At 62.3% G+C, this 25886-nt stretch carries 23 protein-coding genes; 2 read left to right on the forward strand and 21 right to left on the reverse strand.

The window, feature by feature from the left end:
* Positions 1 to 44: 44 nt before the first annotated feature.
* From GLL_RS19095 to GLL_RS19185, 19 genes are all read right to left on the reverse strand, one after another.
* On the reverse strand, positions 45 to 1244 hold the full coding sequence (locus GLL_RS19095; RefSeq protein WP_011143693.1) for a hypothetical protein: 1200 nt from the start codon (positions 1242 to 1244) through the stop codon (positions 45 to 47).
* Positions 1245 to 1337: 93 nt separating this feature from the next.
* On the reverse strand, positions 1338 to 3944 hold the full coding sequence (locus GLL_RS19100) for an Ig-like domain-containing protein (RefSeq protein WP_011143694.1): 2607 nt from the start codon (positions 3942 to 3944) through the stop codon (positions 1338 to 1340).
* Between the two features lie 243 nt (positions 3945 to 4187).
* Positions 4188 to 6161 (reverse strand): hypothetical protein, encoded by a 1974-nt coding sequence (locus GLL_RS19105; RefSeq protein ID WP_011143695.1) that lies wholly within the window; start codon positions 6159 to 6161, stop codon positions 4188 to 4190.
* A 126-nt stretch (positions 6162 to 6287) separates the two neighbouring features.
* A complete protein-coding gene (locus GLL_RS19110) occupies positions 6288 to 7394 on the reverse strand; it encodes a polysaccharide pyruvyl transferase family protein (RefSeq protein WP_011143696.1) in 1107 nt (368 codons plus the stop codon).
* Positions 7395 to 7430: 36 nt separating this feature from the next.
* Entirely contained in the window at positions 7431 to 8270 is an 840-nt protein-coding gene (locus GLL_RS19115; protein WP_011143697.1) for an FAD-binding protein, read from the reverse strand.
* Positions 8271 to 8297: 27 nt separating this feature from the next.
* Positions 8298 to 9767, reverse strand: a complete 1470-nt coding sequence (locus tag GLL_RS19120) for a lipopolysaccharide biosynthesis protein (RefSeq protein WP_011143698.1) — start codon at positions 9765 to 9767, stop codon at positions 8298 to 8300.
* On the reverse strand, positions 9764 to 10822 hold the full coding sequence (locus tag GLL_RS19125; RefSeq protein ID WP_011143699.1) for a sterol desaturase family protein: 1059 nt from the start codon (positions 10820 to 10822) through the stop codon (positions 9764 to 9766). The genes GLL_RS19120 and GLL_RS19125 overlap by 4 nt, the downstream gene beginning before the upstream one ends.
* A 74-nt stretch (positions 10823 to 10896) precedes the next feature.
* The gene (locus GLL_RS19130) at positions 10897 to 11373 is read right to left on the reverse strand and encodes a glycosyltransferase (RefSeq protein WP_011143700.1); all 477 of its coding nucleotides are present in this window, start codon (positions 11371 to 11373) and stop codon (positions 10897 to 10899) included.
* Positions 11370 to 11819 (reverse strand): PssD/Cps14F family polysaccharide biosynthesis glycosyltransferase, encoded by a 450-nt coding sequence (gene pssD / locus GLL_RS19135; protein ID WP_011143701.1) that lies wholly within the window; start codon positions 11817 to 11819, stop codon positions 11370 to 11372. Before pssD ends, GLL_RS19130 begins: the two co-directional genes overlap by 4 nt.
* Before the next feature lie 48 nt (positions 11820 to 11867).
* Entirely contained in the window at positions 11868 to 13004 is a 1137-nt protein-coding gene (locus GLL_RS19140; RefSeq protein ID WP_164929363.1) for a glycosyltransferase, read from the reverse strand.
* A 23-nt stretch (positions 13005 to 13027) separates the two neighbouring features.
* Complete coding sequence (locus GLL_RS19145) at positions 13028 to 14230, reverse strand: glycosyltransferase family 4 protein (protein ID WP_011143703.1); 1203 nt, start codon at positions 14228 to 14230, stop codon at positions 13028 to 13030.
* The gene (locus tag GLL_RS19150) at positions 14223 to 15584 is read right to left on the reverse strand and encodes an O-antigen ligase family protein (RefSeq protein WP_011143704.1); all 1362 of its coding nucleotides are present in this window, start codon (positions 15582 to 15584) and stop codon (positions 14223 to 14225) included. The genes GLL_RS19145 and GLL_RS19150 overlap by 8 nt, the downstream gene beginning before the upstream one ends.
* Positions 15581 to 17632, reverse strand: coding sequence for a GumC family protein (locus GLL_RS19155; protein ID WP_011143705.1), 2052 nt, complete (start codon positions 17630 to 17632; stop codon positions 15581 to 15583). The genes GLL_RS19150 and GLL_RS19155 overlap by 4 nt, the downstream gene beginning before the upstream one ends.
* 13 nt (positions 17633 to 17645) lie before the next feature.
* Complete coding sequence (locus tag GLL_RS19160; RefSeq protein WP_011143706.1) at positions 17646 to 18617, reverse strand: polysaccharide biosynthesis/export family protein; 972 nt, start codon at positions 18615 to 18617, stop codon at positions 17646 to 17648.
* Positions 18618 to 18671: 54 nt separating this feature from the next.
* Positions 18672 to 19730, reverse strand: a complete 1059-nt coding sequence (locus tag GLL_RS19165) for a glycosyltransferase family 2 protein (protein ID WP_011143707.1) — start codon at positions 19728 to 19730, stop codon at positions 18672 to 18674.
* Between the two features lie 26 nt (positions 19731 to 19756).
* Positions 19757 to 21145 (reverse strand): UDP-glucose dehydrogenase family protein, encoded by a 1389-nt coding sequence (locus GLL_RS19170; RefSeq protein ID WP_011143708.1) that lies wholly within the window; start codon positions 21143 to 21145, stop codon positions 19757 to 19759.
* 60 nt (positions 21146 to 21205) lie between these two features.
* On the reverse strand, positions 21206 to 21640 hold the full coding sequence (locus GLL_RS19175) for a PAS domain-containing protein (protein WP_011143709.1): 435 nt from the start codon (positions 21638 to 21640) through the stop codon (positions 21206 to 21208).
* 12 nt (positions 21641 to 21652) lie between these two features.
* Complete coding sequence (locus GLL_RS19180; protein ID WP_164929364.1) at positions 21653 to 22312, reverse strand: sugar transferase; 660 nt, start codon at positions 22310 to 22312, stop codon at positions 21653 to 21655.
* 64 nt (positions 22313 to 22376) lie between these two features.
* Positions 22377 to 22670, reverse strand: a complete 294-nt coding sequence (locus tag GLL_RS19185; RefSeq protein WP_011143711.1) for an IS5 family transposase — start codon at positions 22668 to 22670, stop codon at positions 22377 to 22379.
* On the opposite strand from GLL_RS19185, the gene GLL_RS19190 reads away from it, so the two are divergent.
* A complete protein-coding gene (locus tag GLL_RS19190; RefSeq protein WP_164929365.1) occupies positions 22669 to 22944 on the forward strand; it encodes a hypothetical protein in 276 nt (91 codons plus the stop codon). The two genes, GLL_RS19185 and GLL_RS19190, sit on opposite strands and share 2 nt — an antisense overlap.
* Here GLL_RS19190 and GLL_RS19195 read toward each other — a convergent pair.
* Complete coding sequence (locus tag GLL_RS19195; RefSeq protein WP_164929366.1) at positions 22936 to 23337, reverse strand: hypothetical protein; 402 nt, start codon at positions 23335 to 23337, stop codon at positions 22936 to 22938. The two genes, GLL_RS19190 and GLL_RS19195, sit on opposite strands and share 9 nt — an antisense overlap.
* Before the next feature lie 864 nt (positions 23338 to 24201).
* Here GLL_RS19195 and GLL_RS19200 point away from each other — a divergent pair.
* Positions 24202 to 24444 (forward strand): hypothetical protein, encoded by a 243-nt coding sequence (locus GLL_RS19200; protein ID WP_164929367.1) that lies wholly within the window; start codon positions 24202 to 24204, stop codon positions 24442 to 24444.
* A 116-nt stretch (positions 24445 to 24560) separates the two neighbouring features.
* Here GLL_RS19200 and GLL_RS19205 read toward each other — a convergent pair whose 3' ends face one another.
* Positions 24561 to 25886, reverse strand: coding sequence for a dicarboxylate/amino acid:cation symporter (locus GLL_RS19205; protein ID WP_011143713.1), 1326 nt, complete (start codon positions 25884 to 25886; stop codon positions 24561 to 24563).

A 25886-nucleotide genomic window follows, 5' to 3' on the forward strand; every position in this document is an offset into this window, starting at 1 on the left:
GCCAATCTCGCAGGACAGTGGGAAACAGAACAGAAATGCTGTGGCTATCGGGTGTCACGGGCAAACAACCGCGAGCGCGCCTGCCAGAGCAGGCGTCTGCTGCCGCGGCCTTGATTGGCCACTTGCGCAAAGCGCGGCTCGATAAAGGCGAGCGGGCTCCACAAGCGCCCGTCGAGGGCCGCTTCTTTGAATGTGGTGGTGGCTCCGGAGCGGCGCTCCAGACAATGGGCATAGGCGGTGAAGCGGCGGCGCAGCGGGCCTGAGATGGCATACCAGGTGTCGAGCACAGCCCGCAACCCGGCAGGATCGCCGGTGCGCGCGACGTTCCAATCGGCGCTCCCGCCGGTGCGGGCGGCATGGGCGGCCACCGCGAGCGCCCCAAAACCGTGGATCACCGGATGGATGCCATGGGCTCCGTCGCGGTAGCTCAGTTCGCGCGTCAGTCCCGGGCGTTCGGGAAAGTCGCACCCGGCCAGCGGAGCGTAGTTCATCTGCCGGTAATAATCTTTCAACCCCCCACTCGCATGCGAATAGTACGACTCGAAGCGCGAACGGTCCTGCAGCACCAGGGCAATCACGTGCGCCTGGGCCACTGCACTCGCCCCCCGGTTGTGCTCCCGACCAAAATCGCGACCCGACCACAGCTGGTCCGCCAATCCCCGCAACCATGTGTCGATCGCCTCGCGCTCGGAAGTGCTCAGCTCGTCGCGCACCGCATCATAAGAAGGCAGAGCGCCAAATATCCAGAAGCGCAGGGCGATGTCCCCCTCGTACCAGCCCGGTTGGTAGGACTGGGTATAATCGCAGCCGCCGGCGACGAACTGGCGCGTGACACCGTCGAAGTTGTCCTGCCAGAGGTCGATCGGTCCGGCTTCGAGGATGGCTTTCCAGTTGTCGGCGATCCGCTCGCGGTAGGCGTCCAGTTCGCTGTTGTCGGCACCGCCGTATTTGCCCCATTTGAGGGCGAGGTAGGTGGCTGAGAGCATTTCCTGGGCGGCGGCCATCTGCTGCACCCACGGCGAACGCGTGTGCAAGCAGGTTCTGGGGGTCCGCAAGCCTCCCAGATAGGTGCTCTGGGCCTCGGATTTGATCGCGGCAAAGACAGGAGAGGTATAAAGTTGCCGGGCTTCGGCCGGGCTCAAGTAGGCCCACCAGCGGCGGGCCGCGGTGGACGCCGACTGAACCGGGCAGACCAGGAGGGCCCACAATGACAGAAGCAACGGAAGCACCAGGAACAAGCGCATCGGTATAGCCCACGTAGCGACAAAAAATGGTGCCGCCTCGGCCTCGGTAGCCAAGACGGCGCTTCAACGTTTTCGGTTCTCGTGTGAGCGAGGTTACTTGCTGGCGCTCACATCGGTGAAAGCAGCCGTCGTCAACTCGGCGCTGTCGTGGCTGGTGACGGCCAGACCCATGAACAGGTCCGTCGCCATCGGGATGCTCTGGGTGCCGATCCAGACCCAACTGCCGCCGTTGCTGGAGTAGTAGCCTTTGATCGTGTCGCCGGTGCGCACCAGTTTGAGCCAGTAGGGCGCTTTGTAGCCGGCGACGGTCTTGGAGCCGCTGTCTCCGCCGGTCTTGGTCCGGTACTGAAAGGTGATGCCTTTGCTCGGGGTGAGACCGACAAACACGTTGCGGGCACTGGAGGTAAAGCCGTCGCGGATCATGATCCCCGCTTTGGCCCAGCTGTCGGTGTTGCCCAGGCTCGAAACGCGCGCCACCAATTGCCCATCGCCCGAGATGGGCTGGTAGACATACATAAAGCCGTCGGCATCGCCCCAGATGTCCGCCCCGGCGGCTTTGATCGTGAAGGTGTCGCTATCGGGGTTGAACGCCGCATTGCCGGTCAGGCCGACATTGCCGATGTCTTTAAGTTGCCAGGGAGTCGGCAGCGACACGGTGACACCCACCGCGGCGGAGGTAAACACGGCCCCCCGGTTGTCCGTGGCCACCGCCGCAATCGAATACTTGCCCGCCGCCATGCCCTTCCAGCTGAAGTAGTAAGGCGATGTGGTGTCCTGGCCGAGTTTGACGCCGCCGCTGAAAAACTCGACTTGGCTGATTGTGCCGTCGCTGTCGTCGGCTTCGGCGTGGAGGCTGACCGTCGCGGGAGCCGTTAGCTGGGCGCCGTCCTCCGGATCGACCATATTCGCCGTCGGCGCAGTGTTGGGTGAGCCGACGCTCAGATCGATTGCACTGGAGGTGATTGTGGCCCCAGTGCTGCTGATCGCCTTTGCCGTCAACGAGTAGCTGCCCGACGGGGGCTTGACCCAGGTGTAGAAGTAGGGGCTTGCCGAGTCGGAACCGAGTTTGGTGGAACCTTGATAAAATTCCACCTTGCTGATGCTGTCGGAACTGTGGGCGGCCACCGCCTGCAGCTTCGCATCCGAACCGCCGGCCACGAACGCCCCGTCGAGGGGTTGTACCAGGTACACCGACAACCCCGAAGGCTGGGAGACCGTGATCGTCCGGGAGGTGGAATCGGCGGTGACACCCTGGCTGTCGGTCACTTTGGCCTTCAGCGCATAGGTTCCAGCTTCTGCGAGCTTCCAGGTGGCGGAGTAGGGGCTGGCAAGGTCCTCGCCAATTTTGGTGCTGTCGCGGAAAAACTCGACTTTGCTCACAGTACCGTTATTGTCGCGGGCTTCAGCATTCAGGGTGACCGTGGCCGGTGCCGTCAATTTTGCGCCGGAGGCGGGCGCGGTCAGCTCGACGGTCGGCTTCTGGTTGGCCAGCCGGTTCTGGGCGTGCAGCGAAGCGCGCTCCTTTCTCAAGGCGCGCAGGTTGCCCAGTCCCCACGAATCGACATTCTGAAAGCGGGTCTGAAAAAAGGCCAGCGGCGCCCAGACGCGCTCGTCGAGGCTCGTGTCCTCGAAGCTTTCCGAAGCATCTGTCTCATTTTCCAGACAGACGATATAGGAGTTGAATTCATCGCGCAAGGCCTCTTCGATGTCGTACCAGGTACCCAGGACACCGGCCAGCAGATTCGGATCCCGGGTGGTGTTGTAGATGTTCCAGTCGACGTTGCCCCCCATGTGCCCCGCGTGGGCGATCACCGCGAGCGCGCCGAAGCTGTGCATCACCGTTTGCACACCGTGAATACCGTCGCGGCTTGCCAGTTCAGAGGTCAGTCCCGGGCGTTCGGGAAAGTCGCACCCGGCCAGCGGAGCGTAGTTCATCTGCCGGTAATAATCTTTCAACCCCCCACTCGCATGCGAATAGTACGACTCGAAGCGCGAACGGTCCTGCAGCACCAGGGCAATCACGTGCGCCTGGGCCACTGCACTCGCCCCCCGGTTGTGCTCCCGACCAAAATCGCGACCCGACCACAGCTGGTCCGCCAATCCCCGCAACCATGTGTCGATCGCCTCGCGCTCGGAAGTGCTCAGCTCGTCGCGCACCGCATCATAAGAAGGCAGAGCGCCAAATATCCAGAAGCGCAGGGCGATGTCCCCCTCGTACCAGCCCGGTTGGTAGGACTGGGTATAATCGCAGCCGCCGGCGACGAACTGGCGCGTGACACCGTCGAAGTTGTCCTGCCAGAGGTCGATCGGTCCGGCTTCGAGGATGGCTTTCCAGTTGTCGGCGATCCGCTCGCGGTAGGCGTCCAGTTCGCTGTTGTCGGCACCGCCGTATTTGCCCCATTTGAGGGCGAGGTAGGTGGCTGAGAGCATTTCCTGGGCGGCGGCCATCTGCTGCACCCACGGCGAACGGGTATCCAGGCAGGTCTTAGGTTCACTCAGACCGTTGAGATAGTCGTTGTCCACTTCGCTTTTAATCGCGCTGAAACTCGCCGCTTTGTAGAGCAGTTCGGCCTCGGTGGGTGAAAGAAACACCCACCAGTTGCGAGCGGCCGCAGCCGGGCTTACCAGAAAAAAAGACAACACAAGTACAATGAATCCGCCCGCGGCCAGACGCCCGGCCCGCGGCTGAAATGTCGGCATAATAGTTCTCGGTGGAATTTGTGATTAAATCTGAAAAGATGACTGCCCGAGTGGGTCCATTTTGGAGCCGTCTGAGCGACGTATACTTTCCGGAAGGCGAAGTCCACCGAGATGCTACTTTGCTCCATCCAACTTATATACCCCCCAAACAGGGGAAATGTACATTCTTGCGCAAATGCAGTTGCCTGTGTTTGCGCGGCGGGTTTGTTTTTGAACCCGTGCGAAGCCGCCCGGGTTCGCCCTTCAGTTGGCACTCACCGCAAAGTTGTCGTAGGTGATGGTGATGGCCGGGGCATCCTTGCTGCTGGCAAAAATTCCCGCTTTGCTTTGGGCGGCGAAGAAGTGACCGACCTGACCGCCCGCCAGGGTGACCGGCGTGGCCAGAGCCACCTGACCGCTGTCCTCGCCGGTGGTGTACACCGCCCGGTAGGCGGCCTGCACCTGGGCGGCGTTCGGATCGCCCAGCAAAAATAGTTCCAGGTACTGGAGTTTATCGGGATCGCGGATGTAGACGCTCGACCCGACATAGACGGGATCGCCTTTGTGCTCGAAGACGAATTGCAGCACCAGGCTGCCGTTGCTGCGCGCCGAGGCGGTCAGCCGGAGGTAGTTGTCCTGGTTAGGGCCAAGCATGATCCCGGCGCGCTGGTTGGGAATGTTGATCTGGCTCAAGGGTCCCAGCAGGCGGGCGGAGACCTTGAATTTGGTGCTGCGCCCGTCGAATTTGAGTTGTAGGCCATTGACCAACGAGTTGGAATCTCCCTCGTTGGTCCCTTCGGTCGAGGTGACCTTGAGGGTGCCGGGATCACCGCGGGTCAGATCGAGCAGATCGGGGCGGTAGGAATTGGTGGGGGTGTAACCGTCCTGTCCGTTGAGTTGAACATCGGTGAATCCGAGGGTATCGCCGTTGTCGTCGGTGAGCGTGCCTGCGTAGGTTGAGCTGAAGTAGAGTTTGACGGCCGCGGCGCCCGGAGCGGCGGCCGGCACGGCCGGATCGAGTTCAGCTTGCTCAGGTTTGGCATTGGTCAACAAAAAGACGGCGTCGTTGTAGTCGAAATTTTTGGTGAACTCGCCGTCGATGCCGTTGTCCTGCGCGGCCAGCCAGGTGTTGGCAAGCAACTGGCCGTTGCCGTCGCGCACGGGATAGAGCCGCCAGTTGTGCAGTTGATCTGCGCCGTTGAGACTGTCGTCGGTGGAAGATCCGCCGCCGGAGTTCTTGAGCGAGAAGGCCGCCGAGGGTTTGAAGTCAACGGCATCCTGGCTGGGGACCGTGTTGGTCTTGCTGTAGCTGCCGCTGTTGAACGGCAGAATTTTCAGCAGCACCTTCTGGTTTTCGCCACCGCTGAGATCGTCGCTGCCCGGCACCTCCCAGCCCTCCGGCGAGTCGTCTTGCTCCCGGCCAGCGAACTGGTAAAGGTTGCCGCCGCTGCCCGCCTTCGCTTCCCACCGCTGCGAACCGCCGGCACTGTCGCTGCGGCCGGAGTAACGGGCCAGGGGCCACAGCAACACCGGCCGGTTGGTGTCGGCGCGCAGCCAGTAGGGCGAGTAGACCTCATCGCCCATTAGGGTTTTCTGCCCGCCGATGTCGCCTTTTTCCGAACCGATGTCGACGGTCCAGCCGAAAGCCCGGGCAATCTCGGCTAGGGAGTTTTCGTTGTTGCCTTCGAAGTCGTAGGCATTGATCCCGGCCAGGCCGACGACGACTGCCGAGGCTTTCGGATCGCTGCTTGCGATCGTGAGGGCGGCGTAGCTCTCGCCATCTTCGGTGTGGGTGGGCTGCCCGGAGCTGCGCAAGGTGGCGGTCCGCTGCGGGGCATACTGCACCGCGAGGTCGTAGGATGCCCCCGGAGCGAGCGCGAGGGGCAGGGCGGGCGGATCGACCAGGATAAAATCCTCTTCCCGTGTGTGGTCCTTCGAGCGGCCCGCGACGGCATTGACCATATCCAGCGATTGCCCGAGGCTGAGGCTGTTCACCTGCAGCGTGGCGGTGCCGGTATTGGTGATCCGCACGGTTTTGGCCGGGCGAATCTCTTCGTTGACGGTGCTGAAGACGAGGCGCCCTTTGACGACATTCGCGTCGGGGGCGAGCGTCTCCACCAGAATCTTGCCGCCGGCGGCGGCCCTGACAGCCGCCGGCCGGGGCTCGGCAGAACCGGGCACCGCCTGCAGACAGGCCAATAGCGGCACCAGCAAGGTGCAACCCAATCGTTTCAACATGGCTCGACTCTCCTAACGAAATGAATGGGACCCCCGGCCGACACCGGGGCGGGTCAAGGGTGCAGGGCAAAACTCGGACAGGCTGTCGCCGCGCTCGGCATCGACACGGTGGAGGGGTTGGGCGCTTCAGCCCAGCGCCGGCCGGTAGAGCACTGCGGCCGGGTGGGGGCGCGGGAGCAAAATCGGTCTGGCGCTGGTCAGAGCCTGTCGCAAAAAAGCTTTTGACCCGGCGATGCGCTCTTCAAGCCGCGGGTTGACGGCGGTGTAATCGAGATCTCCAAAATCGACCACCGGTTCGGATTGGGCGTCGATCATCCGCTCGGCGAGGCCGAGGTTGTGCAGCAAGTCGCCGATCTTGGCCGCCTTGTTCTTGGAAATAAAAGTGTAGAAAGGTTTGCGGAAGATTATCGAGAAGATCGTGCCGTGGAAGGTGTCGGTGAAGACGAACCGGGCACCGGCAAAACCATTGATCCACTCTACCGGGCCGGCGCCGATCAGGTTCTGGTCGGCGATGCGGTGCTCGAAGCCCACCGAGACAATTTTCAATCCCCGCACTTTTGCCAGGGCCAGGATCGATTGCTCCTCGGGCCGCGACATCGGACCCATCTTGTAGATGAGCAGATAATTGCCCGCCGTCGGCTGCGCGAGGAATTCGCCATAATCGACCAGAAAAGTCGGATCGAGCACGTGGGTCGAGGTGAACCCGCATTCGCGCTCGACAAGACCGGCGGTATTGGCGTCGCGCACCGAAAGTGCCCAGAAGTCTGCCAACAGGTCGCGTATGGCCCCCTGGCGCTCCCCGAGCGTCCGGGTATAACCGGCGCTCGCCGCGTAGCTGATTTTGCGTGTCGTGCGCCCATCGACAAAGTCGAGAAAGAACGACGGGTCGTACCCACGAAAGGCGTCGATGCACCAGATTTGATCGCTGCCGCAGATCACCGCGTCGTACTGCCCGTGGCGGCGCTTCAGCTGTTCGCGCGTGTAGCAGGTCTTCGCACCCAGACGCATCTGCGAGCGCAAGAAGGCGCTCATCTTCCAGGCCTTTTGCAGGTTGCTGAGCACCGGCCGGCCGGGCAGAAACTCTTTGAGGTAGTACTTGACCGCTGCGGTCGGTTGATAGTCGATGATTTCGACTGCGTGTCCCTGGCGGCTCAGGCTCTTCCACAGCGCATACGTCTGCAGAGTGGCGCCGTAGTTGGTAGTGTGGTGGAACGTGACAATCCCGATTTTCATGCTGTGTGATCCCTCGAAAAGAATGCAAAACAACCGCTAATCGACTTCAATCACTTCGAGGTCGATCTTTTTGAAACTTAGATAATGCAGGACTTTGGCAACTTTGATCAAAGTGAGAATCGGAGCGCTGCTGCTGGATTTGTTCAATATCCAGTTGCTCGTCTTCGAAGAAAAGTAAGCATCACCAATGCGCAGACCGCGCAGGCGGTTCATGATCGGGTAGCTCGCGTACTTGAAGACCGTGCCGCAGTTGGGCAGGGTATTATCCTGGTGTTCTTTGGCCCACTGCCGCCTCTCGGTGAGCGGATTGTGCTCGAAGTGCGCCGCGTCGAAGCGCAGAACCGCACTGAGGATCAAGCTGCGCTGGATACCGGTGAACATCGTCCTGCGGTAACCCCGTTGGATCTCAGCGTTCGAGAGGGTCTGCACCGCACCTTCGTGAACGTAAGTGACGCTTTCGACAAAATCGTAGATCGTGCAGTGGTGGGTTTTGCCCCGGCCGGCGTTCATCGCGAGCGCCCCACCGATCGAAGCGGGCACCGAGGCCAGGTAGTAAAACGAATCGAGGGCGTGCTGATAGCAATAGTTCAGCACTTCGTTGATCTGCACGGTCGAGGACACTTCCACCCGACCGTCGCCCAGCGATCGAATCGTTCTGGGCAGGCTGTTTTTGAGCACCAGCGAGCGCACCGAGGGGCGGGCAAACAGGGTATTGGAGCCGTTGCCCAGAATATAAACCCGGGCGCTGTGTCCGTCCGCCCACCGGCAGTACTCGGCGAATTCTTCGGCGCTTTTGAATTCACCGTAGCGCTCGAAGTGGTGGTGGGTTCGGAACGTCGAAAGTTGGCTGGTGTCGAAGGCAGTAACGGCGACCATATGCAAGGCACTCCAAAATAACGACGCTTAAGACGGCGCCCGGCTGCCCGCACCGAGCGGCACCAACAGGCGCGCATAATCGAGGGCACGCGCGAACAGATCCGGCGCGCTCAGCCGCAGGGCGAGGGCGTAGACCGCCGCCCCGACGACACTGGCCAGGGTGAGCAGCGCCGGCGGCGGCAGCACGCTCCCAAACAACACCCGGACGGCCCAGACGGTACAGACCACGCCCAGCGAACTGACCAGGGCCGGGGCGAATTGGCGCAGGTACTTGCCCAGATCGATGGGCATCAACCGGTTGACCGCCCAGAGGGCCACCGGCGAGAGCAAGTAGACCCTGACGACGTAGGCGGCGGCCACCGCCACGATCCCCCAGGGCACGGCGACGGCAAAAGTGACCACTCCGACGATGGAGTTAAGCACATTGAGCCACAGCCGCCAGGACGGCTTGCCCATCGCCATGAGCACCGTGCCGTTGAAGAAGAACACCGACTGCTGGATGCCGACCAACGAGAGCACCTGCATCACCGGCACACTGGCGGTCCATTGCTCGCCGAACAAGACCGCGACCAGTTCGGGGGCGAGAACGGCGACCCCCAGAAAGGCCGGAAAGGAGATGAGACTGGTAAACTGCGTAACGGTGTAAAAGGCCGAGAGGAGTCGCTCCGGCGCGTGCTGCAGCCGTGAGAACGTCGGTAGGGCCACCTGGGTGGTGGTCGCCGTCAAAAGCTGGGTCATCGCCAGCAGAATGTTATAGGCAATGGTGTAGTAGCCCAGGGCCACCGGACCGAGAAAGTAGCCAATCAAAAAACTGTCGGCGCGCCGGTTGAAGAAGTTGGACAAGTTGAACGCCGTCACGTTGACCCCAAAGCTGAGCAGTTCGCCGAGGTGCCTGAGCGAGACGGCAAAACCCGGCCGCCACGAACTCACCTGCCACAGGGTCACCACCCCGATCAATTGGCTGACCAGTTGCTGTCCCACCAGGCTCCAGACACCGCAGCCGCTCAGTGCCATGGCGATGCCGACGATCCCGCCGACGGCAGTGGCGATCAAGGAGCGAATGGCCAGGGACTTGAAGGCGAATTCGCGCGTCAGAATGCCCTGCTGCACAGCGTTGAACGAGCCGATGAACAGGCTGAACGAGAGCCAGCAGACCACCGGACCCACCCGCGGCTCGTGGAAAAAGTTCGCCACCGGACCGCTGCTGGCGAAGCACAGCGCGGTCAGCAGTGTCCCCACCGCCAGGTTGGCCCAGAAGGCCGTATCCAGGTGGGCTTTTTCGAGCTGCGACCTCTGGACGATCGCCTGGGGCAGACCCTGTTCCAGGAAAATCTGGACAAAGGAGACGAAGATGGCTGCAAGGGCGACCAGGCCAAAGGCTTCCGGCCCCAGCAGGCGGGCCAGCACAAAGTAGACACCCAGCGAAATACCCTGGCTGCCCAGGTTGCGGATGGCAGACCAACCCACACCTTTGACGGCTTTCTGGCGCAAGTTCATTTGAGGGAAGGCTCCTTCGAGGGGACAGGCAGCACCGGGGCGGCCATTTTCGGCGGAGGACGCCGTGCGGGCAATAGCGATCCGGCCGTGCGCATCCAGGTGCGGCCCAGATCGTGGATTGGCAGCCACAAAAAGGCGAACAGGTTGCGGTGCAACCGCTCGCCGTCCTCGCCGATACCGAGGGCCGGGGGCTCGGCCGGCGGTTTGGCGTAGGTGCCAAAGAGCACGTCCCACACCGACAGCAGCGAGCCGAAATTCTTGCCGTGGTAAATCGTGTCGGCTCCGTGGTGGCACTGGTGCACAGCGGGCGAGACGAACAGGTAATCGAGCCAGCCGAAGCTGGTGTAAAAAGGCATGTGGATCCAGATATTGCGCGCTTTGTCGAGGACTTTGTAAATGGCGAAATAGATCGTCGCCTCCCCCACCGGCGTGCCCAAAGGCAACAGCAGAGCAAAAGGAATCCAATCGAGCAGCGCGTAGGTGGGGATAATCGATCGATCCCGGTTGTAGACGGCAAAGACCAGATTGAACGACGTCGGCGAGTGGTGGATCTTGTGGAGGTCCCAGAGCAGCCGGCTGTGCTTGATGCGGTGGGAGGCATACAAAATCAGATCGAACAGCGCGATGTAGAACACCAGCGCCAGCAAGGTGCCCCCAAAGGAGCGGTGACCCAAAGCGGCCAGGGTCCACTGCTCCGGGTAGAACTGATGCAGAAACTGGGCGACCGCGCCCTGGGTGACCCGGCGGCCCTGATCGCCCAGGGCGGTGGCCCAGCCCACGATGCCCACCATCCCCAGAGCCATCAGCCCCAATTCGACCCGAAACGAGGGCGTCAGTTGGTGGGCCTGGCGCAGGTCGGCCCAAATTTTTGGCCAGCTGTGCGTGCGGGCGACGTGCACCTGCAGCACCAGGATCGCGCTGGCGATCGCCAGCGGCAGGGCCAGCAGCGCCGCCATCTTGAGGGGGAAAAAATGATCGGTAGCCCAGCCCAGCCAGTGGATCGCTTCGGCAAATTCGGGCGGCAGAAAAGGCAGGACGCGCGCGAGCGGGTTCATGGGCAATGCTCAAAAAGTGTGGAACGGCGGTAATCGGGACTGGATAAGCAGGCAACCTTGCCGGGAAGGCCCCTCTAGCCGAAGCGCAGCACCAGGTGGTCGGCCAGCGAAGGGGCTTTGAACAATTCGCCTTCGAAGGGGGCGGGCGGCTGCAGGATATAGCGCGCCAGTTCGGTGCGGCTGGTGCAGTGGGGCACACCGAGGCGGGCGACGGCCTGGGCAAAGAGCAACTGGTGATCGTCGATGTGCTCGCCGTGGCGCTTCAGCCGCGGCAGCAGGACAAAGCGCGCCCCGAGGCGGGCCAGCATGCGGGCGGAACCTTGCCCGGCGTGGGAGACCACCAGCGAAGAACGGCGCACCGCCTCCTGCATCTCGCCGATTTCGAGCGAATAGATCGCCGTCACCAGCGGATGCATGGGCCGAGTGGGGGTGGTCTCTCCGTGCTGCAGCAGTACCGGTTCGTCGATCACCCCCTGCGCCAACAGTTCATCGATCCAGCGCACCAAGCGATCGAACGGAAAAAACTGCGTCCCCAGCGTCACCAGAATCATATTGCTACTCCCATGTAACGGGCGCGCGGGTAGCGCACAGTGCACTCGGGCCACTGCACGTACAATTCATCGACGAGGTTGTAGATGAGTTTGCCGCTCAGGCTCAGATCCTCCGCGCGGGAGATGCTCTCGATAAAGACGGTCTTGATCCCAAGCAGCTTGCCCGCCAACACGAAGGGCACCGCCAGACCGGCACCGGTGGAGACGATCAGCTCCGGCCGACTCCGGCGCAGGATGGCCAGGGCCTTGCCAAAATTGGCGAAGGCCCGCCAGACTTCGCGAGCCTCCTGCTTGATCACCCAGTGCACCTGTTCTTTTTCCTGCAACTGCAGGGTATCGAAGCGCTCGTAGGTGACCCACTCGCGTTGGTGGGCCGACCAGAACTTGCGCAACGACTGCATCGTCGCAAAATGCCCACCCGGATTGCAGACCAGCAGTATCTTCACCGCAACCTCCTCGCAGATTAGAAATACTATTTTGCAAGCCGAACGGTTCTACTTCAGACTGTCGTAGATGAGTTCCAGCTTTTTGGCCTGTTTGCGAATATCGAACATCTCGCAGGCGAACTCGCGGGCACGGCGCCCCATCGTCCGGGCCAGGGCGCGGTCGGCCAACAGGGTTTCGAGCCGCTCGGCAAGTGCTGCGCTGTCGCGCTCGGGGACCAAAAATCCGGTCTGGCCGTCCAGGACCGCTTCGGGGATGCCGCCGTGGCGGGTGGAGACCACCGGTACGGCACAGGCCGCCGCCTCGTTGAAGACGATGCCGAGCGCTTCGCTGTCGCCGTCGCGGGCGGTCTGGCTGGGCAGAGCAAAGATCTCCGCCCCGCGCATCCAGCGCAAGATTTCGGCGTGGGGCAAGGCTCCTAAAAAACGCACCCGTCCCGCGAGCCTGAGGGCGGCGCTTTGCGCGTGCAACTGGCGGGTGAGGGCACCGGTACCCACCTGCACCAGCGAGACGTCGGGGTGGCGATGGGCGATGCGGGCGAAGGCGGCAAGCAACGTGTCGAGGCCCTTTTTCTCGGTGTGCCGCCCGACGCAGAGAATATAGCGCTCGGCGGGCCGCTCGCAGCCGGGGGCAAATTTGGCGGTGTCCACCCCGATGTAGTGCTGGACGACACGCTCCGCCGGGTAGCCGCCCGCTATCAACTTCGCTCTGATAAAGCGGGAGACGGCGATGAAGCCCGCCGCCTTGCGCTGCAATTGCCGCTCGTGCAGCATCAGCTGATAGAACAGCGGGCTGCGAAAGGCCAGCCAGTTGCGCTTCACGGTAATGTCGTAGCCGTGAAAGGTCACCAGCAGCGGAATGGCCAGTTGCTCGGCCAGAGGCAGGCTGTAGATGCCGTCCGGTCCGAAGTGGGCGTGCAGCAGATCCAATCGTCCAAAATCGCGGCCTTCAAATAAGCGCGGCGAGCGGGTGAGCAAAAACAGCGCCTGGCGCAGCCCCCACCGGTCGCGCCGGTTGAGGGCGACGCTCGGGAAGGCGGCGTTTGCCAGCTGCGTGCACAGAATGAACGTCGGCCGGTAGCGCACCAGGCTGCTGGCCTGTTCGGTGATGAACGCTTCGGAGGCGAGCGGGTAGACCCGGCGGTAAATACCCACTTCGCGGAGCCTGGACTGGGTTTTGGTCAGCATCGGGGCGATTCTCTGTCGGTGGGTCAGCGGCGGGTGAGCGACGGGACGGGACGGTCCTCGCCGGCGGCCAGATTCGTAAGGGCCAACAGACGGCGGGCGTAGTGGACGGCGCTGCAGTTTTGTTCTACCCATCGCCGACCGCGGGCCAGCCGCTCGGGGGTGGCGGGGTCGCTCGCCACGGTGAGAATGGTCCGGGCGACCTGGGCGGGATCGGCGGGATCCGCCGTCCACTCGGGGGCGAAGTGGTGAAGAATTTCCTGGATACCGCCGCTGTTGCTGCCCACGACGGGCACCCCGCAGGCCACCGCCTCCGCCACCGTCCGCCCGAACGGCTCGCGCGGGGCGAGGGTGACCACGACATCGGCGCACTGGAAGTACCGCTCGATGGCGGTGGTGCGCGGCAGCACCGTAAAGCGATCGCCGACCCCCTCGTGGGCGGCCTGCTCGATGAGCAGTTGCGTCTGCACCTTGCCGGGGGACAAATCGTCGCCGACCACCACCCCGTGGTAGTGTCGGTCGGCGGCTTTGAGGCTGGCCAGCACCCGCGGCAGGGCGCGCAGGTTCTTGTCGTTCATCCGGCCTGCGGAGCTGATGCGCGAAGGGGTAAGCATCAACCGCACCCCCGGGCGGAGGATAGGCAGCAGTTCCGGCGGTACAACCGGGACAGGCCGGCAGCTGAAGCGCTCGGTGTCGATAGGCGGGTGCAAAATTCCTTCGATCCGAGGCATGAGCGCCCGCACGTGCTTGGCGGTATAGAGCGAGTTGCAGATCACCCGGGGGGCGAGCAACGCGAAGGTCAGTCGGCGCGCCCAGAAACCCAACGGCTGAAAAGAAAGGGCCAGATCGTGGCAGGAGTGCAGCACCAGCCTGCCGCTCAAGCGCAGGCGCAAAGCCACCGAGGCGAGCAAGGGCAGCATGCGCCGATCCACCCAGTGCTCCAACAGCAGCGGGTGATCGCTGGGCTGGGCCATCGCCCACCCAAGGGCGTCGAGCCAGAAGCGCGGTTGGTCCGCCGAGGGCAGGGCCACCACGCAGGTGTGCCCCCGTTCCTGAAGGTACTGCTCCATAAACGAGCCGGCGCGGACCAGCACACAGAGCTGTCCTTCGGCGCGGACCGCTCGAAATCCCGTCAAGATTGCCTCCAGCGTCACCATCGTGCCGCCGAGCGAATCGCAATAACCAGGCAGGATCAACAATTTGCGTGGTAGGGCCGAGGGTTTATCCACGGCGGGTTCCTCCTGGGGAAGAAGTGGAAGGTGTGTAGACCGTAGCTGCAAGCAAAATGAGCATGCCCACCAGCTCGGAGCCGAAGACCATCAGCGGCGAGAGCAATACCAGCAGCAGCAACAGCCCGAAGCTCGAAAGCGGCCGTCCGCGGCGGGTGCGAAAAAACCACCAGCACAGCGCCGACCAGAAGAGGACAAACAGGGCCGTGCCCAGTACCCCGGAGCGGTAGAGCAGATTGCCCAAAATAAAACTATGGCTGCCCACCCGGCCCAGGCTGAAGGAGGAAAACACCGGCTCGCCCGGCTCGGTGTGGCCGGTCCACAGCTCATCGGGGATACGATCGAGGGTACGCTCGTAGATGAGCATGCGCACGCGGGTCGAACCGGCCCGAAAGTCGTTGGCCGCTTCGACGGTGCCGACGGTCGTGTCGACTAGAAAATTGGTCACCGGCGGCACCGCCAGGCAGGTAAAGCCCAGCGCTGCCACCAGTATGCACAAAAGTGCCGGGCCGCGCTCTTTACCCAGTGAAACCGCGTAGCGCAACAGCAGCACCAGCGGCATCGCCAGCAGCACCGCCCGCGAGCCGCTGAGCAGCAGCAGGAACAAACTGCCGCCCAAAAGCGCCAGCGACCAGAGGCGATTTTTCAGATCCAGGGCGACCAGCACCAGATACCCCGCCACCAGCCCAAAGATTTCCGGGGTCAAAAAGAAGAACATGTAGCGGGTCAACCCGGCGAAGGCCCGATCCCCGGCGCTGTAGAAGTACAGGTAGTTCGCCTTGCCGCTGCCCTCGCCGTAATCGTGAAAGTCGTAGTCGGTGGGTTTGTCGTTGAGGGTGGCAAGCAGCGTGCGCGGCGGGGTAAAGCTGGGCTCCCCCAGGACAAAGTGAAAGACCAACCAGATCAAGACCATCTGCAGGACGCTCACCGAAAGTGCCCAGGCAGCCACCGGGAAGCGGACTTTGACGCCGCTGCCCTGGACGCACCAGAGCAGCAGAGCCGGCATCACATAAAACAGTACCGTCTGCAGAATGAAACCAGGCGCGAGGGTGCCGCCCAGGGCGGGAAAGAGCAACAGATAACCGGCGAAGGCCAGCAGGGCCACCACCGCCGGACTCGGACGCCCAAAGGGCCAGCGGCCCTCCCGGCGAATGGTGACATACAGCACCCCCGCCAGGGTCAAAGCGGGCATATAGCGGTACAGACCGCTCACCCACCAGGCCGGCAGCAGGGCGATATAGAGCATCACCAGCCGCTCGGCGGCAGAGAGCATCGACCAGCTGATCCCCAGACCCGGCAGTTTGATCTCCTGCCAGGGCCGGCGGCGGATGGCGGTGGAGACGGCCTGGTTCATGGGGCCACCTCGAGGCTCTGCCGCCCATAGCGCCCGTAACTGTAGCGGTAGCCCTCCTGGCGGGTCGTCACGTCGTTGACCACCAGCCCCACCAGACGAGCATTGTGGCGGACGAGGCGATCGAGGCTCTCACTCACCGCGTCGCGGCCGCTCACCCCGGGGCGGACGACAAACAAGACGTTGCGCACCGCCGGGATCATCAAGGCCGCCTCACTGGTCAGGCTGATGGGGGGGCTATCCACCAGCACGTAGTCGTAGCCGTCCGTCTGCACATCGTCGAGGTAACGTTCGAAACCACCCTGGACGAAAAAGGCGGTCGAGGTGTCCTCGATGGCGAGCGCCGGTACCAGATCGAGATCGGCAATGACCGAGACGGGCTCCGCCTGGGTTCCCTCCACCTGGGGACCATGGCCCAGCAGACGGCTGAGGCTCGCCTGGCGAAAATCGGCATCGACGAGCAGCACCCGAAAACCCATTTCCGCCAGGGCGTTGGCCAGCCCGAGGGTGAGGGTCGTCTTGCCTTCCCCGGCGGTGGAACTGGTGATCATCAGCCGCCGGTTGGGCAGATCCATCAGGCTGACGGTGGAGGCGAGCTGCCGCGATTCGAGCCGGGGCGGATCGCCCGACGGCAACAAGCCCTTGGTGCGGGGCAGGCGCGCGAGCACCGGCAATTCGACACTTTGCAGGTCCTTGGGGCCCAGGAGCGGATTGATCGCTTCTTTGCGCAAGATCAGTCCCAGGCTGCCGAAGACGGCGGCGACCAGCCCGCCCAGGGCGATAAGCAGCGTCCTCGGGTTGGCTTCTTTCGGGTTGGAGTAGGCTTTATCGAGCACTTCGATATCCGGGAAGGCGTTGAAGGCGCTCAGGCGGGCCTGCTGCATCTGGGCGACGATCGCTTTGTAGGCCGCCTCCGCCAGTTCGTAGCGCCGCTGCAGATCCAGCAAGGTCGCCTGGCGGGTCGAGATGGCGCTCAGCCGCTCGGTGGCTTGCTCGATGGTGCGGCCCAACTGGGCGCTCTGGCGTGAGCGGGCCTCGGCGGCGCGCTCGGCTTCAAGCAGCGACAAAATTAAGTCGATGCGGCTGTCGCGGTTGCCGCCGCCGGCGAGCGAATCGTCCAGGGCACGCTCGGTGCGGCTTGCCGGAACAACCTTCGCCAACAGCTCGCGCAGCGAGCGTTGCAGTTCCTCGCGCTGCACCAGCAGCGACTGCACCCGGGCGTGTTTTTCGGTGTAGAGCCCCCTGGCCTCCGCCAGGGCCGTATCGAGGGAGCTGAGTTTCAGGCGCATCGCCTGGTACTCTTTGCTCTCCCCCAGGCGCAGGGCGCGCATCGCCTGGGGGGCATCCATGCCCAGGCGGGCGGTGAGCATCTGGGCGCGCGCTTTATCGGCGGTGCCCTCGGCGACGGCCTGGGCTTGGCTGGTGGTCAGAGAACTGATCACCCCCACCAACCCGCCGGTCTGCTGATCGGTATTGACCAGTCCGGTCGAACGCTTGAAGCGGGCCAGGGCAGCTTCCGCCCGGGTCAGTTCGCGGCGGGCGCGATCGAGTTCTTTTTGCGACAGTGTGTCGCGCGAAGCTGCGTAGGCATTGCGCAACTCCTCCAGCCGGGCCACGTAGGAGCGTACCACCAGGTCCGCCCGCGCCTCGGCAACCTCGGGCGCATTGCCTTTGGCTTCCACCGCCAGGATCGTCGTCTGGCTTTGGGGAACGGCCTTGAACAACTTCTCATAGCTACCCAGTTGCGGATATTTCTCGCGCTGCGGGTCGGCCTGCCAGGCTTTGGAGAGTACCTCGCTGCTGGTCAGAATTGCCGATTGCACCTTGAGGGCGTTCACTTCACTCGAAAACGACGTGCCGGTCTCGCGCACTTCGCCCAAAGCCCCGAGGCTGATTTCCGCATTTTTGTTGGTACTGGGGAGGATGATCCGGGTGGTGGCCGTCCAGGTGCGCGGGTAGTAGCAGGCCACCCCGATCGTGGCTGCCAGCACCAGGCCATTGAGCACCAGCAACGGCCGCCAGTGCCGCTTGAGAACCTGAATTACGTGCATGGTTGTTTCTCCGTCAGCGGATAAAGGCGCGAAGCATGAATCCCAAAGGATTGAGCAGGGGGCTGAGCATGTCCAAAAAGCCCATCGTGTTCTGGGAAGGACCGGCGGTGATCGCAATCGCGTCGCCGTCCCACAAGGGCGGGTCGCTCTCACCGCCCATCACTCCGGCAATGTCGTAGGAGGTCACCTCGCGCTTGCCTTCGACCGGGTCGCGGCGGATGAGCGCCACTTTGCGGCCCTCGCGCAGGTAGGATTCTCCTGAGATGCCGGCAGCGGTCAGCGCCCCCGATAGGGTCGTGCCGGGTTTGACCTTCACCGGTCCCTGGTTTTCGCGCGCGTCGGTGCCGGAGACGTAGACGGTAATTTCTGCCGGGGTCAGTTGGGTGGCGACGTGCAGGACCGGCGCCTGACCGGCGGCGAGCCGATCGATAATGACGCGGTCGCCGTAGATCACCGGGGCGTCCTGCCCGGGGGGCAGGACCAGCGACTGGCCCGCGCGCTCCAGGCGGATGCGCGACAGGTCCGCGTCCGGCCGCACGCCGCCCGCGCTCTGGATGGCGTTGAAGACCGTCCGCGAGGAAGCGCCGCTCGGGGTGTCGCCGTTGGCTTTGACGGTAATCAGCCCCGGCCGGTAGACGGCTCCGGCGACATCGACGTTGATTGGGCTGACACCAATCAGGCGCACGGTCACCTCGGGCACCTTGAAGTACTCGCGCAGGCGCTCGGTGATCTCCTGTTGCAGTTCGACCTCCTCGCGGCCAGCAGCTGCAATGCTGCCCAGGCGGTAGATAAAGATGTTGCCGTCGGCGCCGACCAGGTAGCCTTCATCGCCGCGGCCGCCTCTTTGGGAACTGAATTCTTCGCCGTTGGTGACGATCACCGAGATCCGGTCGAAGGCGCTGAGGGTGCTTGCGACGGCTCCGGGAGCCAGGCAGGCGCCGCCCAGCACACCGGCGAGCAGAGCGGCAGCAAAGCGTTTGACCATGACTGTTCCTCATGAATAAATGAAGCGGTTGGGTGGTTCGTCCTGGCGGAAAGTTCAGGAGCTTTTTCCCGAAGACGCCTGCGCACCGAACAGCCGCGAGCGCACATAGCCCTGCAACCCGAGGCGCAACAGCCCCCGGGACTGCTCGGGCGGCAACAGCACACAACCGAGGCGCTGGGCGAGTCTGGCGAGTGCTTCGGCCGGCTTGCGCCGCAGTGCGGCAAATTCCTGCAGCGACAACCAGCAAATTCCGAAGGCATCGCTCCAGGAGCCGCCGCCGCTTTCGAGGGCCTTGAAGCCCCGATAATCTCCGTCGCAGCGGATGTCGAAGCGCTCCGCCAATCCCGAGTCGCGGGCAGCGGTGTTGATGCAGACGCAGGTGTCCTCGCGCTGCTGGAGCAGGTAGGGCAGGTTGTCGCTGCGGGCGCGCCGGTTCTTGCCGTGCACCCGGTAGTACATCAGCTGGTCGGCGATCCCGCCCACCTGGCCATAAAAAGGCACCGTCGCCGTCAGATAGGTATCCGCGGCGCGCGGACGCTTGGGGATGGGCAGCACCTGTTCGAGCACCACCCGCCGATAGCTCAGTCCGGAGGTGATCCCCCAACCGTAGCGGCCCCAGCGCAACAGCAGCGTGCGGATATCGCCGCGGGTGAAGCGCCGCACCGGGTTGCGGCCCATCGGCCGGCCGTCGATGTCGACGGAAATCCAGTTGTGGGCAAGCTGCACCCATTCGGGGTGCTCGGCAAAAGCCCGCACGACCCGGGCAACTTTTTCGCGGTGAAAGTAATCGTCCGCGTCCAAAAAGCAGACAATCTCGCCGCGGGCCTCGGCCAGTCCGCTGTTGAAGGCTGCGCCTTGGCCGCCGTTTTGCTGAAAGACGGCCCTCAGCCTGCCGCTGTACGCACCGATGACTTGGCGGGAGTCGTCGGTGGAACCATCGTCTACCACGATGAGTTCGATGTTGCGATAGGTCTGCTCCAGGACGCTGTCGATCGCTTCACCGACGAAGCGGCCGTAGTTGTAATTGCAGATGAGCACGCTGACCAGCGGTTCGCCGCCACTGGAAGGTGGCCGATGGACTACCGGAAAGCGCGCTTGCCTAAATATCGTCATGGATTTCGCTCCCTTGATGCCTGTGGCTAGCGACCGACGCCCGAGTAACGCATACCCGCCTGTACCACCTGCTGCGGGTCGAGGCAGTTGCGCGCGTCGATGACTACCGGCTGGCGCAGTCCCGCCGCCACCACCCCCAGATTCACCCGCGTATACTCGGGCCACTCGGTCATCACCAACAGCGCATCGGCCCCCTGGACAGCCTCCAGAGCACTACCCGCCACTTGCAAGTCCGGCAGTTGACCTTGCACCTGGGCCGCCGTCACCACCGGGTCGTGGGCCACCACCCGGCAACCGAGATTCAATAGATGCTCCGCCACCGCCAACGCCGGCGCGCAACGGATGTCGTCGGTGTGCGGTTTGAAGGCCAATCCCCACAGCGCCACCGTCCGACCCTTGAGAATGCGCAGCTCCCGCTGCAATTTCTCGATCACCAGTTGGCGCTGGTGCTCGTTGACCGACAAGGTCGCCTTCAGCAACTCGCAGTCGTGGCCATACTCAGCCGCCGTCGAGACCAGGGCCGAGACGTCTTTTGGAAAGCACGAACCGCCCCAGCCCGCCCCGGCGTTCAGAAACGAGCGGCCGATGCGCTTGTCGAGTCCGATCGCTTCAGCAATGCGGGTGACATCGGCACCGACCCGTTCGCAGATGTTGGCGATTTCGTTGATGAAGCTGATTTTGGTGGCCAGAAAGGCGTTGGCGGCGTACTTGATCATCTCGGCGGAGGCCAAGTCCGTCACCACCATCGGCACCGGCTCGCGATCGGCTTGCTCGGGGGCAAGCCAGTAAGCGTAGAGCTTGCGCATGACGGCGATCGCTTTGACATCTTCCGCACCGATGACGATGCGGTCGGGGTTGAAGGTGTCCCAGACGGCACTGCCTTCACGCAAAAATTCCGGGTTGCTCGCCACACTGAAGTTCGGCGGCTCCCCAGGCGAGAGCACCGCCAGACCGTTACCCGTGTAGTGGCTGCTTCCGGCGGTGGCGGCGGCGAGGTTCGCGCCGTCTTCGACCAGCATGCGCACCCAGTTACCGGAGCCCACCGGCACGGTCGATTTATTCACCACCACCCGAAAGCGTCCGTCGAGGTGGGCGCCGATCGCGCGGGCCACGGCGCGCACGGCAGAAAGATCCGGTGAGCCGTCCGCCCTGGAGGGGGTACCGACGGTGATGAAGACCACATCGCTCGGGCGAACGGTCTCGGCCATCTCGGTGGTGAACTGCAGCTGCCCCGTAGCGACGGCGGCGGCGACCAACGCGTCGAGCCCGGGTTCGTAGATGGGCATGACGCCCTGGCGCAAGCCTTCGACTTTGGCGGTGTTGTTGTCCATGCACACGACATGATGGCCGATGGTGGCCAGGCAGGCGCCTGTGACCAGGCCGACGTAACCGGTGCCGATAACCCCTACTTTCATGGATGCTCCTTGCGATGGGCATAAATAATGTGGACACGGACAAATCAGGTCGGCTCGCTGTCAGGCAGGGTCGTCAGAAAGCCCAGGCCCAATTTCGCGCTCGTGCACCGACAATTCGAGAAGTTTGTAGCGGTGAATATCGGTGCAGGTGCCGAACCAGCGGATCACCAGGCCGTCGCCGTCGTAGACCGGTCGAGCCAGCAGCAGATGCCAGCGGTAAACACCGTCGCGGCGCCTCAGGCGGTAGTCCAACCGGTAAGGTTCGCCGACCCGCACCGCGGCTTGCCAATGCACCATCCATCGGCCCAGATCCTCCGGGTGCACCACCGAGCGCCAGCCCGAGCCCCGCAGTTGTTCCAGGTTCAGACCGGTAAACTCCAAGCAGCGGCCGTTGCCGCACTCGAAGCAGCCGTCCGCACGCGCCATCCAACTGATTTGCGGAATGCATTCAAGCAGATAGCGGGTGCGCCAATCGCCGGGTTGCACATCGTTCATGGCAGGTTTTTCCTAGTAGGCGCCTTTTTTAGCCAACACCACGACAACGGTTTGCCAGAGAATCGCCAGATCCTGGCTGAGGCACCAGTTGTCGATATATTCGAGATCCAGTTGCAACATCTGCTCAAAGCTCAGCTCACTGCGGCCGCGCACCTGCCACAGGCCGGTGATTCCCGGCCGGACCGATTGGCGCAAAGCGAGGCGCTTGCTGTCAAAACCGGCGCCGGCTTTGCGGCAGTCGCGCTCCTGCAGCGGTCGCGGTCCCACCAGGCTCATCTCGCCTGCCAGCACATTGAGCAGTTGCGGCAACTCGTCAAGGCTGGTGCGCCGCAGGAACTGGCCCAGACGGGTGATGCGCGGGTCGTCTTTCATCTTGAAAAGCACTCCGCCTTCCGATTCGTTGAACTGCTCCAAGCGACTCAGTTGGGCCTCCGCGTCGATGACCATCGTCCGGAACTTCCAGACGCGAAAGGTCCGGCCGCCCAGGCCTCGACGTCCCTGGCGGAAAAACACCGGACCGGGCGAATCGAGACGAATGGCCACGGCGATGCAGGCAAACACGGGCGCCAGCAACACCAGGCCCACCAGGGCCGCCAACGTATCGAGAAGGCGCTTGTTCGCCGGCGAGGGAGCAAAGCCGCGCAACTCGGATTTGCGTGTGAGAATTTCCATGGGATGTGTGAGAGTACAGTAATTATCAATACCTAGCCCTACTCGATGCGCCTGCCGTTTCGGGCTACGCTGCGGAGCTTTCCCGCGCAAAGCGTGTGTCGAGCACACTGCAGATGCGCCGCCAGACACCGCTGTCCTGCCATTGGCGAAAATACGCATACACCGTGGGCCACGGCGGCAGATCGGCCGGAAGTTGCCGCCAGGGGCAGCCCGTCATCTCTTTGTAAAAGATGGCGCTCACGACGGCGCGGGTGTCGGCGGAGCGCGGCCGGCCGCCGAACCTGGCAGGCGGAATGTACGACGCAATCAACTGCCACTGATATTCCGACAGATCAAAAAGGTACGCTTGGGTTTGCATGGCGATTTCCTCCAAGGCAAAAACAGCAAAAAACCGCCTGTTCGGGGCGGCATTGGGCATCAAAATGTCCAACTGCAAGGGCGGTGTCGAGAGAAAGAGCCGTCGGCTGACTCCCCTTCGGCAAAAGAGATTTCCGGCGCACTTCTGGAACCCCATCCATGCGGATGCAAGTTCCCTCCTGCCGGTCCAGCGCACTCAGCTGGTGTTCAATCTGAACCGACGAGGATACCGAGAATTCAAGAAGTGCGAACTAGTCTTGCCCAAATCAGGATAAATACCGCTGCAGCAGGCGTGGGCTGGCCTGCCGGCTGTGGCGCAGCGTGTAGGCGCTGACGGAGGGATTGATGTGGTCGGGGTCGATCGTGAGCTTCGTCTTTTTCCACTCCGAGGCCTCCGGTAGCCGGGAACGCACCGTTCCATCGGCAAGGCGCTCGATGTGAAGCCATAATCGGCCGTGCTCCGGACAGTAGAATTCCTCGATCCAACTGCGGTCCGGGGTGACCTTTTGGGCCTCGGTTTTCGCAGCATCGGCGTCGGGAGCATCGGCGTCCGCGCTCTCCTCCGACTGCAAATAAAACTTCTGGCTGTTGAGGCGATGAACGCGCTGTCCGCAATAGGGACACTTGGCGGCGAGGGCTCGGGCGTAGTGCGCTCTTTTTCCGGGCATGACTACTCCTCGTGTCGGAAAGGGACAAATGGCCAATCTTTTACGTGGCAATTCAATCAACGTCTGGGACAAAAAATCGATGCCGCGTTCGCTCGCCAATAGGCAGTAACGGCGCATGCTTTGCAAGACAGGCATCGCCCAAATCTGGCATGCAAGTCGATAAAATTTCGCAAAGACTGTCGAAGAGCGGGTTGGAATCCTATGCCAACTATGCCTGTCTCCTTGCGATAATACTGAATCAATAAATCGCGTTTTGTCCAGTACTATAGCGAAGTTAGCACCTAAGTACTATTCTTTGCCGGTGTTTGTGAAGTGCCAACGACTGAGGGTAATTAGTTTGGCAAGAAAACAACCGAATGATTTAACTCTATGGATTGGTTTGCAAACTATTGGAGTGAACGCTTGCGCCGAGCCTATCGAGCAGAAAATCTGCCGAAAGCTTCGGTCAACTTGCCTGCCCAGCGCACTCAAAGGTGTTCAATCTGGGCGGACGAAGCAACGGTTATAGACGACAGGGTCCCACCGAGAGGAGGGTTCTGCGATGATGACGGCCCAGTCGACGGATGCAAAATGCGATGATTTATCGGCCGAACCGCCTGCAACGCAGTTCAACACAGGCTATGGACAGCCCCCTGGGGCGGGACTTTTAGCGACAGCAAGCCATCCGCGGCCAAAAATAAATTATACCTGACACGTCTGCGGCTCCTCCTGCAGTGCAGCAGGCCCAACACAAAGGCGCTGCCCATCAGAACAAAGAAGCCGATGTAGACCGATTAGAAACAAACGGAGTAGGAAGTTATCTAGGAATCCTCGGCGCACAACACACCTCTTACGTTTTGGAAGGACACGGAGCAATCACAGAACATGCGTAGGAAGGCAGATCAACAAGGTGTTGCCAGTAAATACAAGACAGTTTGTAATGCAACGAAGAAAACAGATGGACTCGATCTAGCTCCTGTTCAAGAAGTAATCGATGAATTAACCAATAAAAACTTGCACAGGCTGTATCGGGTGACCTCGGCAGAAACCGCAGCTTTCACTGGGCGATTTGAACTTGCCTATGGAACAATACTTAAGCAACATACGCAAGCTTGTCCAGTCTTTTAGTGAAAATGGTACTTATAGGCCAATACCATTTTCTGTTTTTAAAGTAAGAGGGAACACCCGGGGGAGGCGATCGTGGGGGAGGTGCGTACGGCGGACGCGACCGATACGCGCGGCTCTCAGGCCACACCGGTATCTTTGGCGGAGGCCCTGTTCTCACTGGCATCGACACAGGCGGCCAGGGTAATGTCGCCGGTGACGTTGACCACGGTTCTGCACATGTCGAGAATGCGGTCCACCCCCAGAATGATGCCGATGCCTTCGGCAGGCACTCCGACTGTCTGCAGCACCAGAACCACCAGGGGCAGCGAGCCGCCGGGAACGCCCGCCGTGCCCACCCCGGCCAGGATAGACAAGAGCACGACGGTCAATTGTTGGCCAATGGTCAATTCCACACCGTAGAACTGGGCAAGAAACAAAACCGTGATTCCTTCGTACAAAGCTGTACCATTTTGGTTGGCGGTCGAGCCGACGGTCAGCACGAAGTTGGCGATGTCGCGGTTGAGTTTGAGTTCGTTGGAACTGACGCGGATGGCCGTGGGCAGCGTGGCATTGGAGGAGCTGGTGGAGAAAGCCGTCAGCATCACCTCGCGGATGCTTTGAAAGAATTTGAGCGGATTGAGGCGAGCGAAAAAACGAACGATAAGACCGTAGGTGACAAACTGGTGGATGGCAAGGGCAGCGATCACCACCAGCACGTACTTGAGCAACACCAGGATGACTTCAAAACCGAGCTGGGAGGCTGTTGTGAAGATAAGGGCCGCCACGCCGTAGGGTGCGAGGTTCATGGCAAATTCGATGATCTTCATGATCACGTCGTAGAGCCCCTGTAACCCTTGCACCAGGGGTGCGGTGCGCCGGGGATCGCTCACGGCAAGCGCCACACCGAAGACTACCGAAAAGAACATCACCGACAGCAACCCGCCGCCGCGGTATTCGGGATCAAAGGCGTAGACCGCATCGGCAAGCGGGTTGCGGGGAATAATTTCGACCAGCGTCTGGATCGGTGTCTTCGCCTCGCCTGCGGAGGTGACGATTCCCGAAACTTTTTCGTTATTGCTAAGGGCACCAATCAGCGCGGTGCGGCTCTGTTCAGATAGACCCACACCCGGCTTGACGGTATTGACCAACGTCAGGCCGATGAGCACCGAGATGCCGGTAATCACGACCGTAAACAGCAGTGTCTTGAGGCCGATGCGGCCGATTTTTTTGATGTCGCCGAGATCGGCTATTCCCAGCACGATGGCGGTGAAAATCAAAGGGATAACGATCATAAAGATCGAGCGCAAAAAGATCTGGCCCGCCGGGTAGGCGACGTTGGCCACCACCCACTGCACGCGCGGGTCACCGGGCAGCACAATGTTGCACAGCAGCCCCAGCCCCAGCCCGACGGCCAGACCGATAAATATACGCGTATGCAGAGGCATTCCGGCTTCGCGGTTCAT

The organism is Gloeobacter violaceus PCC 7421 (assembly GCF_000011385.1).
In the GTDB taxonomy this organism is placed as follows: Bacteria; Cyanobacteriota; Cyanobacteriia; order Gloeobacterales; family Gloeobacteraceae; genus Gloeobacter; species Gloeobacter violaceus.

What these genes read in the sequence shown, in the direction of transcription:
- GLL_RS19095 (WP_011143693.1), bottom strand. Translation starts at nt 1,244, where the DNA reads ATGCGCTTGTTCCTGGTGCTTCCGTTGCTTCTGTCATTGTGGGCCCTC.
- GLL_RS19100 (WP_011143694.1), bottom strand. Translation starts at nt 3,944, where the DNA reads ATGCCGACATTTCAGCCGCGGGCCGGGCGTCTGGCCGCGGGCGGATTC.
- GLL_RS19105 (WP_011143695.1), bottom strand. Translation starts at nt 6,161, where the DNA reads ATGTTGAAACGATTGGGTTGCACCTTGCTGGTGCCGCTATTGGCCTGT.
- GLL_RS19110 (WP_011143696.1), bottom strand. Translation starts at nt 7,394, where the DNA reads ATGAAAATCGGGATTGTCACGTTCCACCACACTACCAACTACGGCGCC.
- GLL_RS19115 (WP_011143697.1), bottom strand. Translation starts at nt 8,270, where the DNA reads ATGGTCGCCGTTACTGCCTTCGACACCAGCCAACTTTCGACGTTCCGA.
- GLL_RS19120 (WP_011143698.1), bottom strand. Translation starts at nt 9,767, where the DNA reads ATGAACTTGCGCCAGAAAGCCGTCAAAGGTGTGGGTTGGTCTGCCATC.
- GLL_RS19125 (WP_011143699.1), bottom strand. Translation starts at nt 10,822, where the DNA reads ATGAACCCGCTCGCGCGCGTCCTGCCTTTTCTGCCGCCCGAATTTGCC.
- GLL_RS19130 (WP_011143700.1), bottom strand. Translation starts at nt 11,373, where the DNA reads ATGATTCTGGTGACGCTGGGGACGCAGTTTTTTCCGTTCGATCGCTTG.
- GLL_RS19140 (WP_164929363.1), bottom strand. Translation starts at nt 13,004, where the DNA reads ATGCTGACCAAAACCCAGTCCAGGCTCCGCGAAGTGGGTATTTACCGC.
- GLL_RS19150 (WP_011143704.1), bottom strand. Translation starts at nt 15,584, where the DNA reads ATGAACCAGGCCGTCTCCACCGCCATCCGCCGCCGGCCCTGGCAGGAG.
- GLL_RS19155 (WP_011143705.1), bottom strand. Translation starts at nt 17,632, where the DNA reads ATGCACGTAATTCAGGTTCTCAAGCGGCACTGGCGGCCGTTGCTGGTG.
- GLL_RS19160 (WP_011143706.1), bottom strand. Translation starts at nt 18,617, where the DNA reads ATGGTCAAACGCTTTGCTGCCGCTCTGCTCGCCGGTGTGCTGGGCGGC.
- GLL_RS19165 (WP_011143707.1), bottom strand. Translation starts at nt 19,730, where the DNA reads ATGACGATATTTAGGCAAGCGCGCTTTCCGGTAGTCCATCGGCCACCT.
- GLL_RS19170 (WP_011143708.1), bottom strand. Translation starts at nt 21,145, where the DNA reads ATGAAAGTAGGGGTTATCGGCACCGGTTACGTCGGCCTGGTCACAGGC.
- GLL_RS19175 (WP_011143709.1), bottom strand. Translation starts at nt 21,640, where the DNA reads ATGAACGATGTGCAACCCGGCGATTGGCGCACCCGCTATCTGCTTGAA.
- GLL_RS19180 (WP_164929364.1), bottom strand. Translation starts at nt 22,312, where the DNA reads ATGGAAATTCTCACACGCAAATCCGAGTTGCGCGGCTTTGCTCCCTCG.
- GLL_RS19190 (WP_164929365.1), top strand. Translation starts at nt 22,669, where the DNA reads ATGGCGATTTCCTCCAAGGCAAAAACAGCAAAAAACCGCCTGTTCGGG.
- GLL_RS19185 (WP_011143711.1), bottom strand. Translation starts at nt 22,670, where the DNA reads ATGCAAACCCAAGCGTACCTTTTTGATCTGTCGGAATATCAGTGGCAG.
- GLL_RS19195 (WP_164929366.1), bottom strand. Translation starts at nt 23,337, where the DNA reads ATGCCCGGAAAAAGAGCGCACTACGCCCGAGCCCTCGCCGCCAAGTGT.
- GLL_RS19200 (WP_164929367.1), top strand. Translation starts at nt 24,202, where the DNA reads ATGCGTAGGAAGGCAGATCAACAAGGTGTTGCCAGTAAATACAAGACA.
- GLL_RS19205 (WP_011143713.1), bottom strand. Translation starts at nt 25,886, where the DNA reads ATGAACCGCGAAGCCGGAATGCCTCTGCATACGCGTATATTTATCGGT.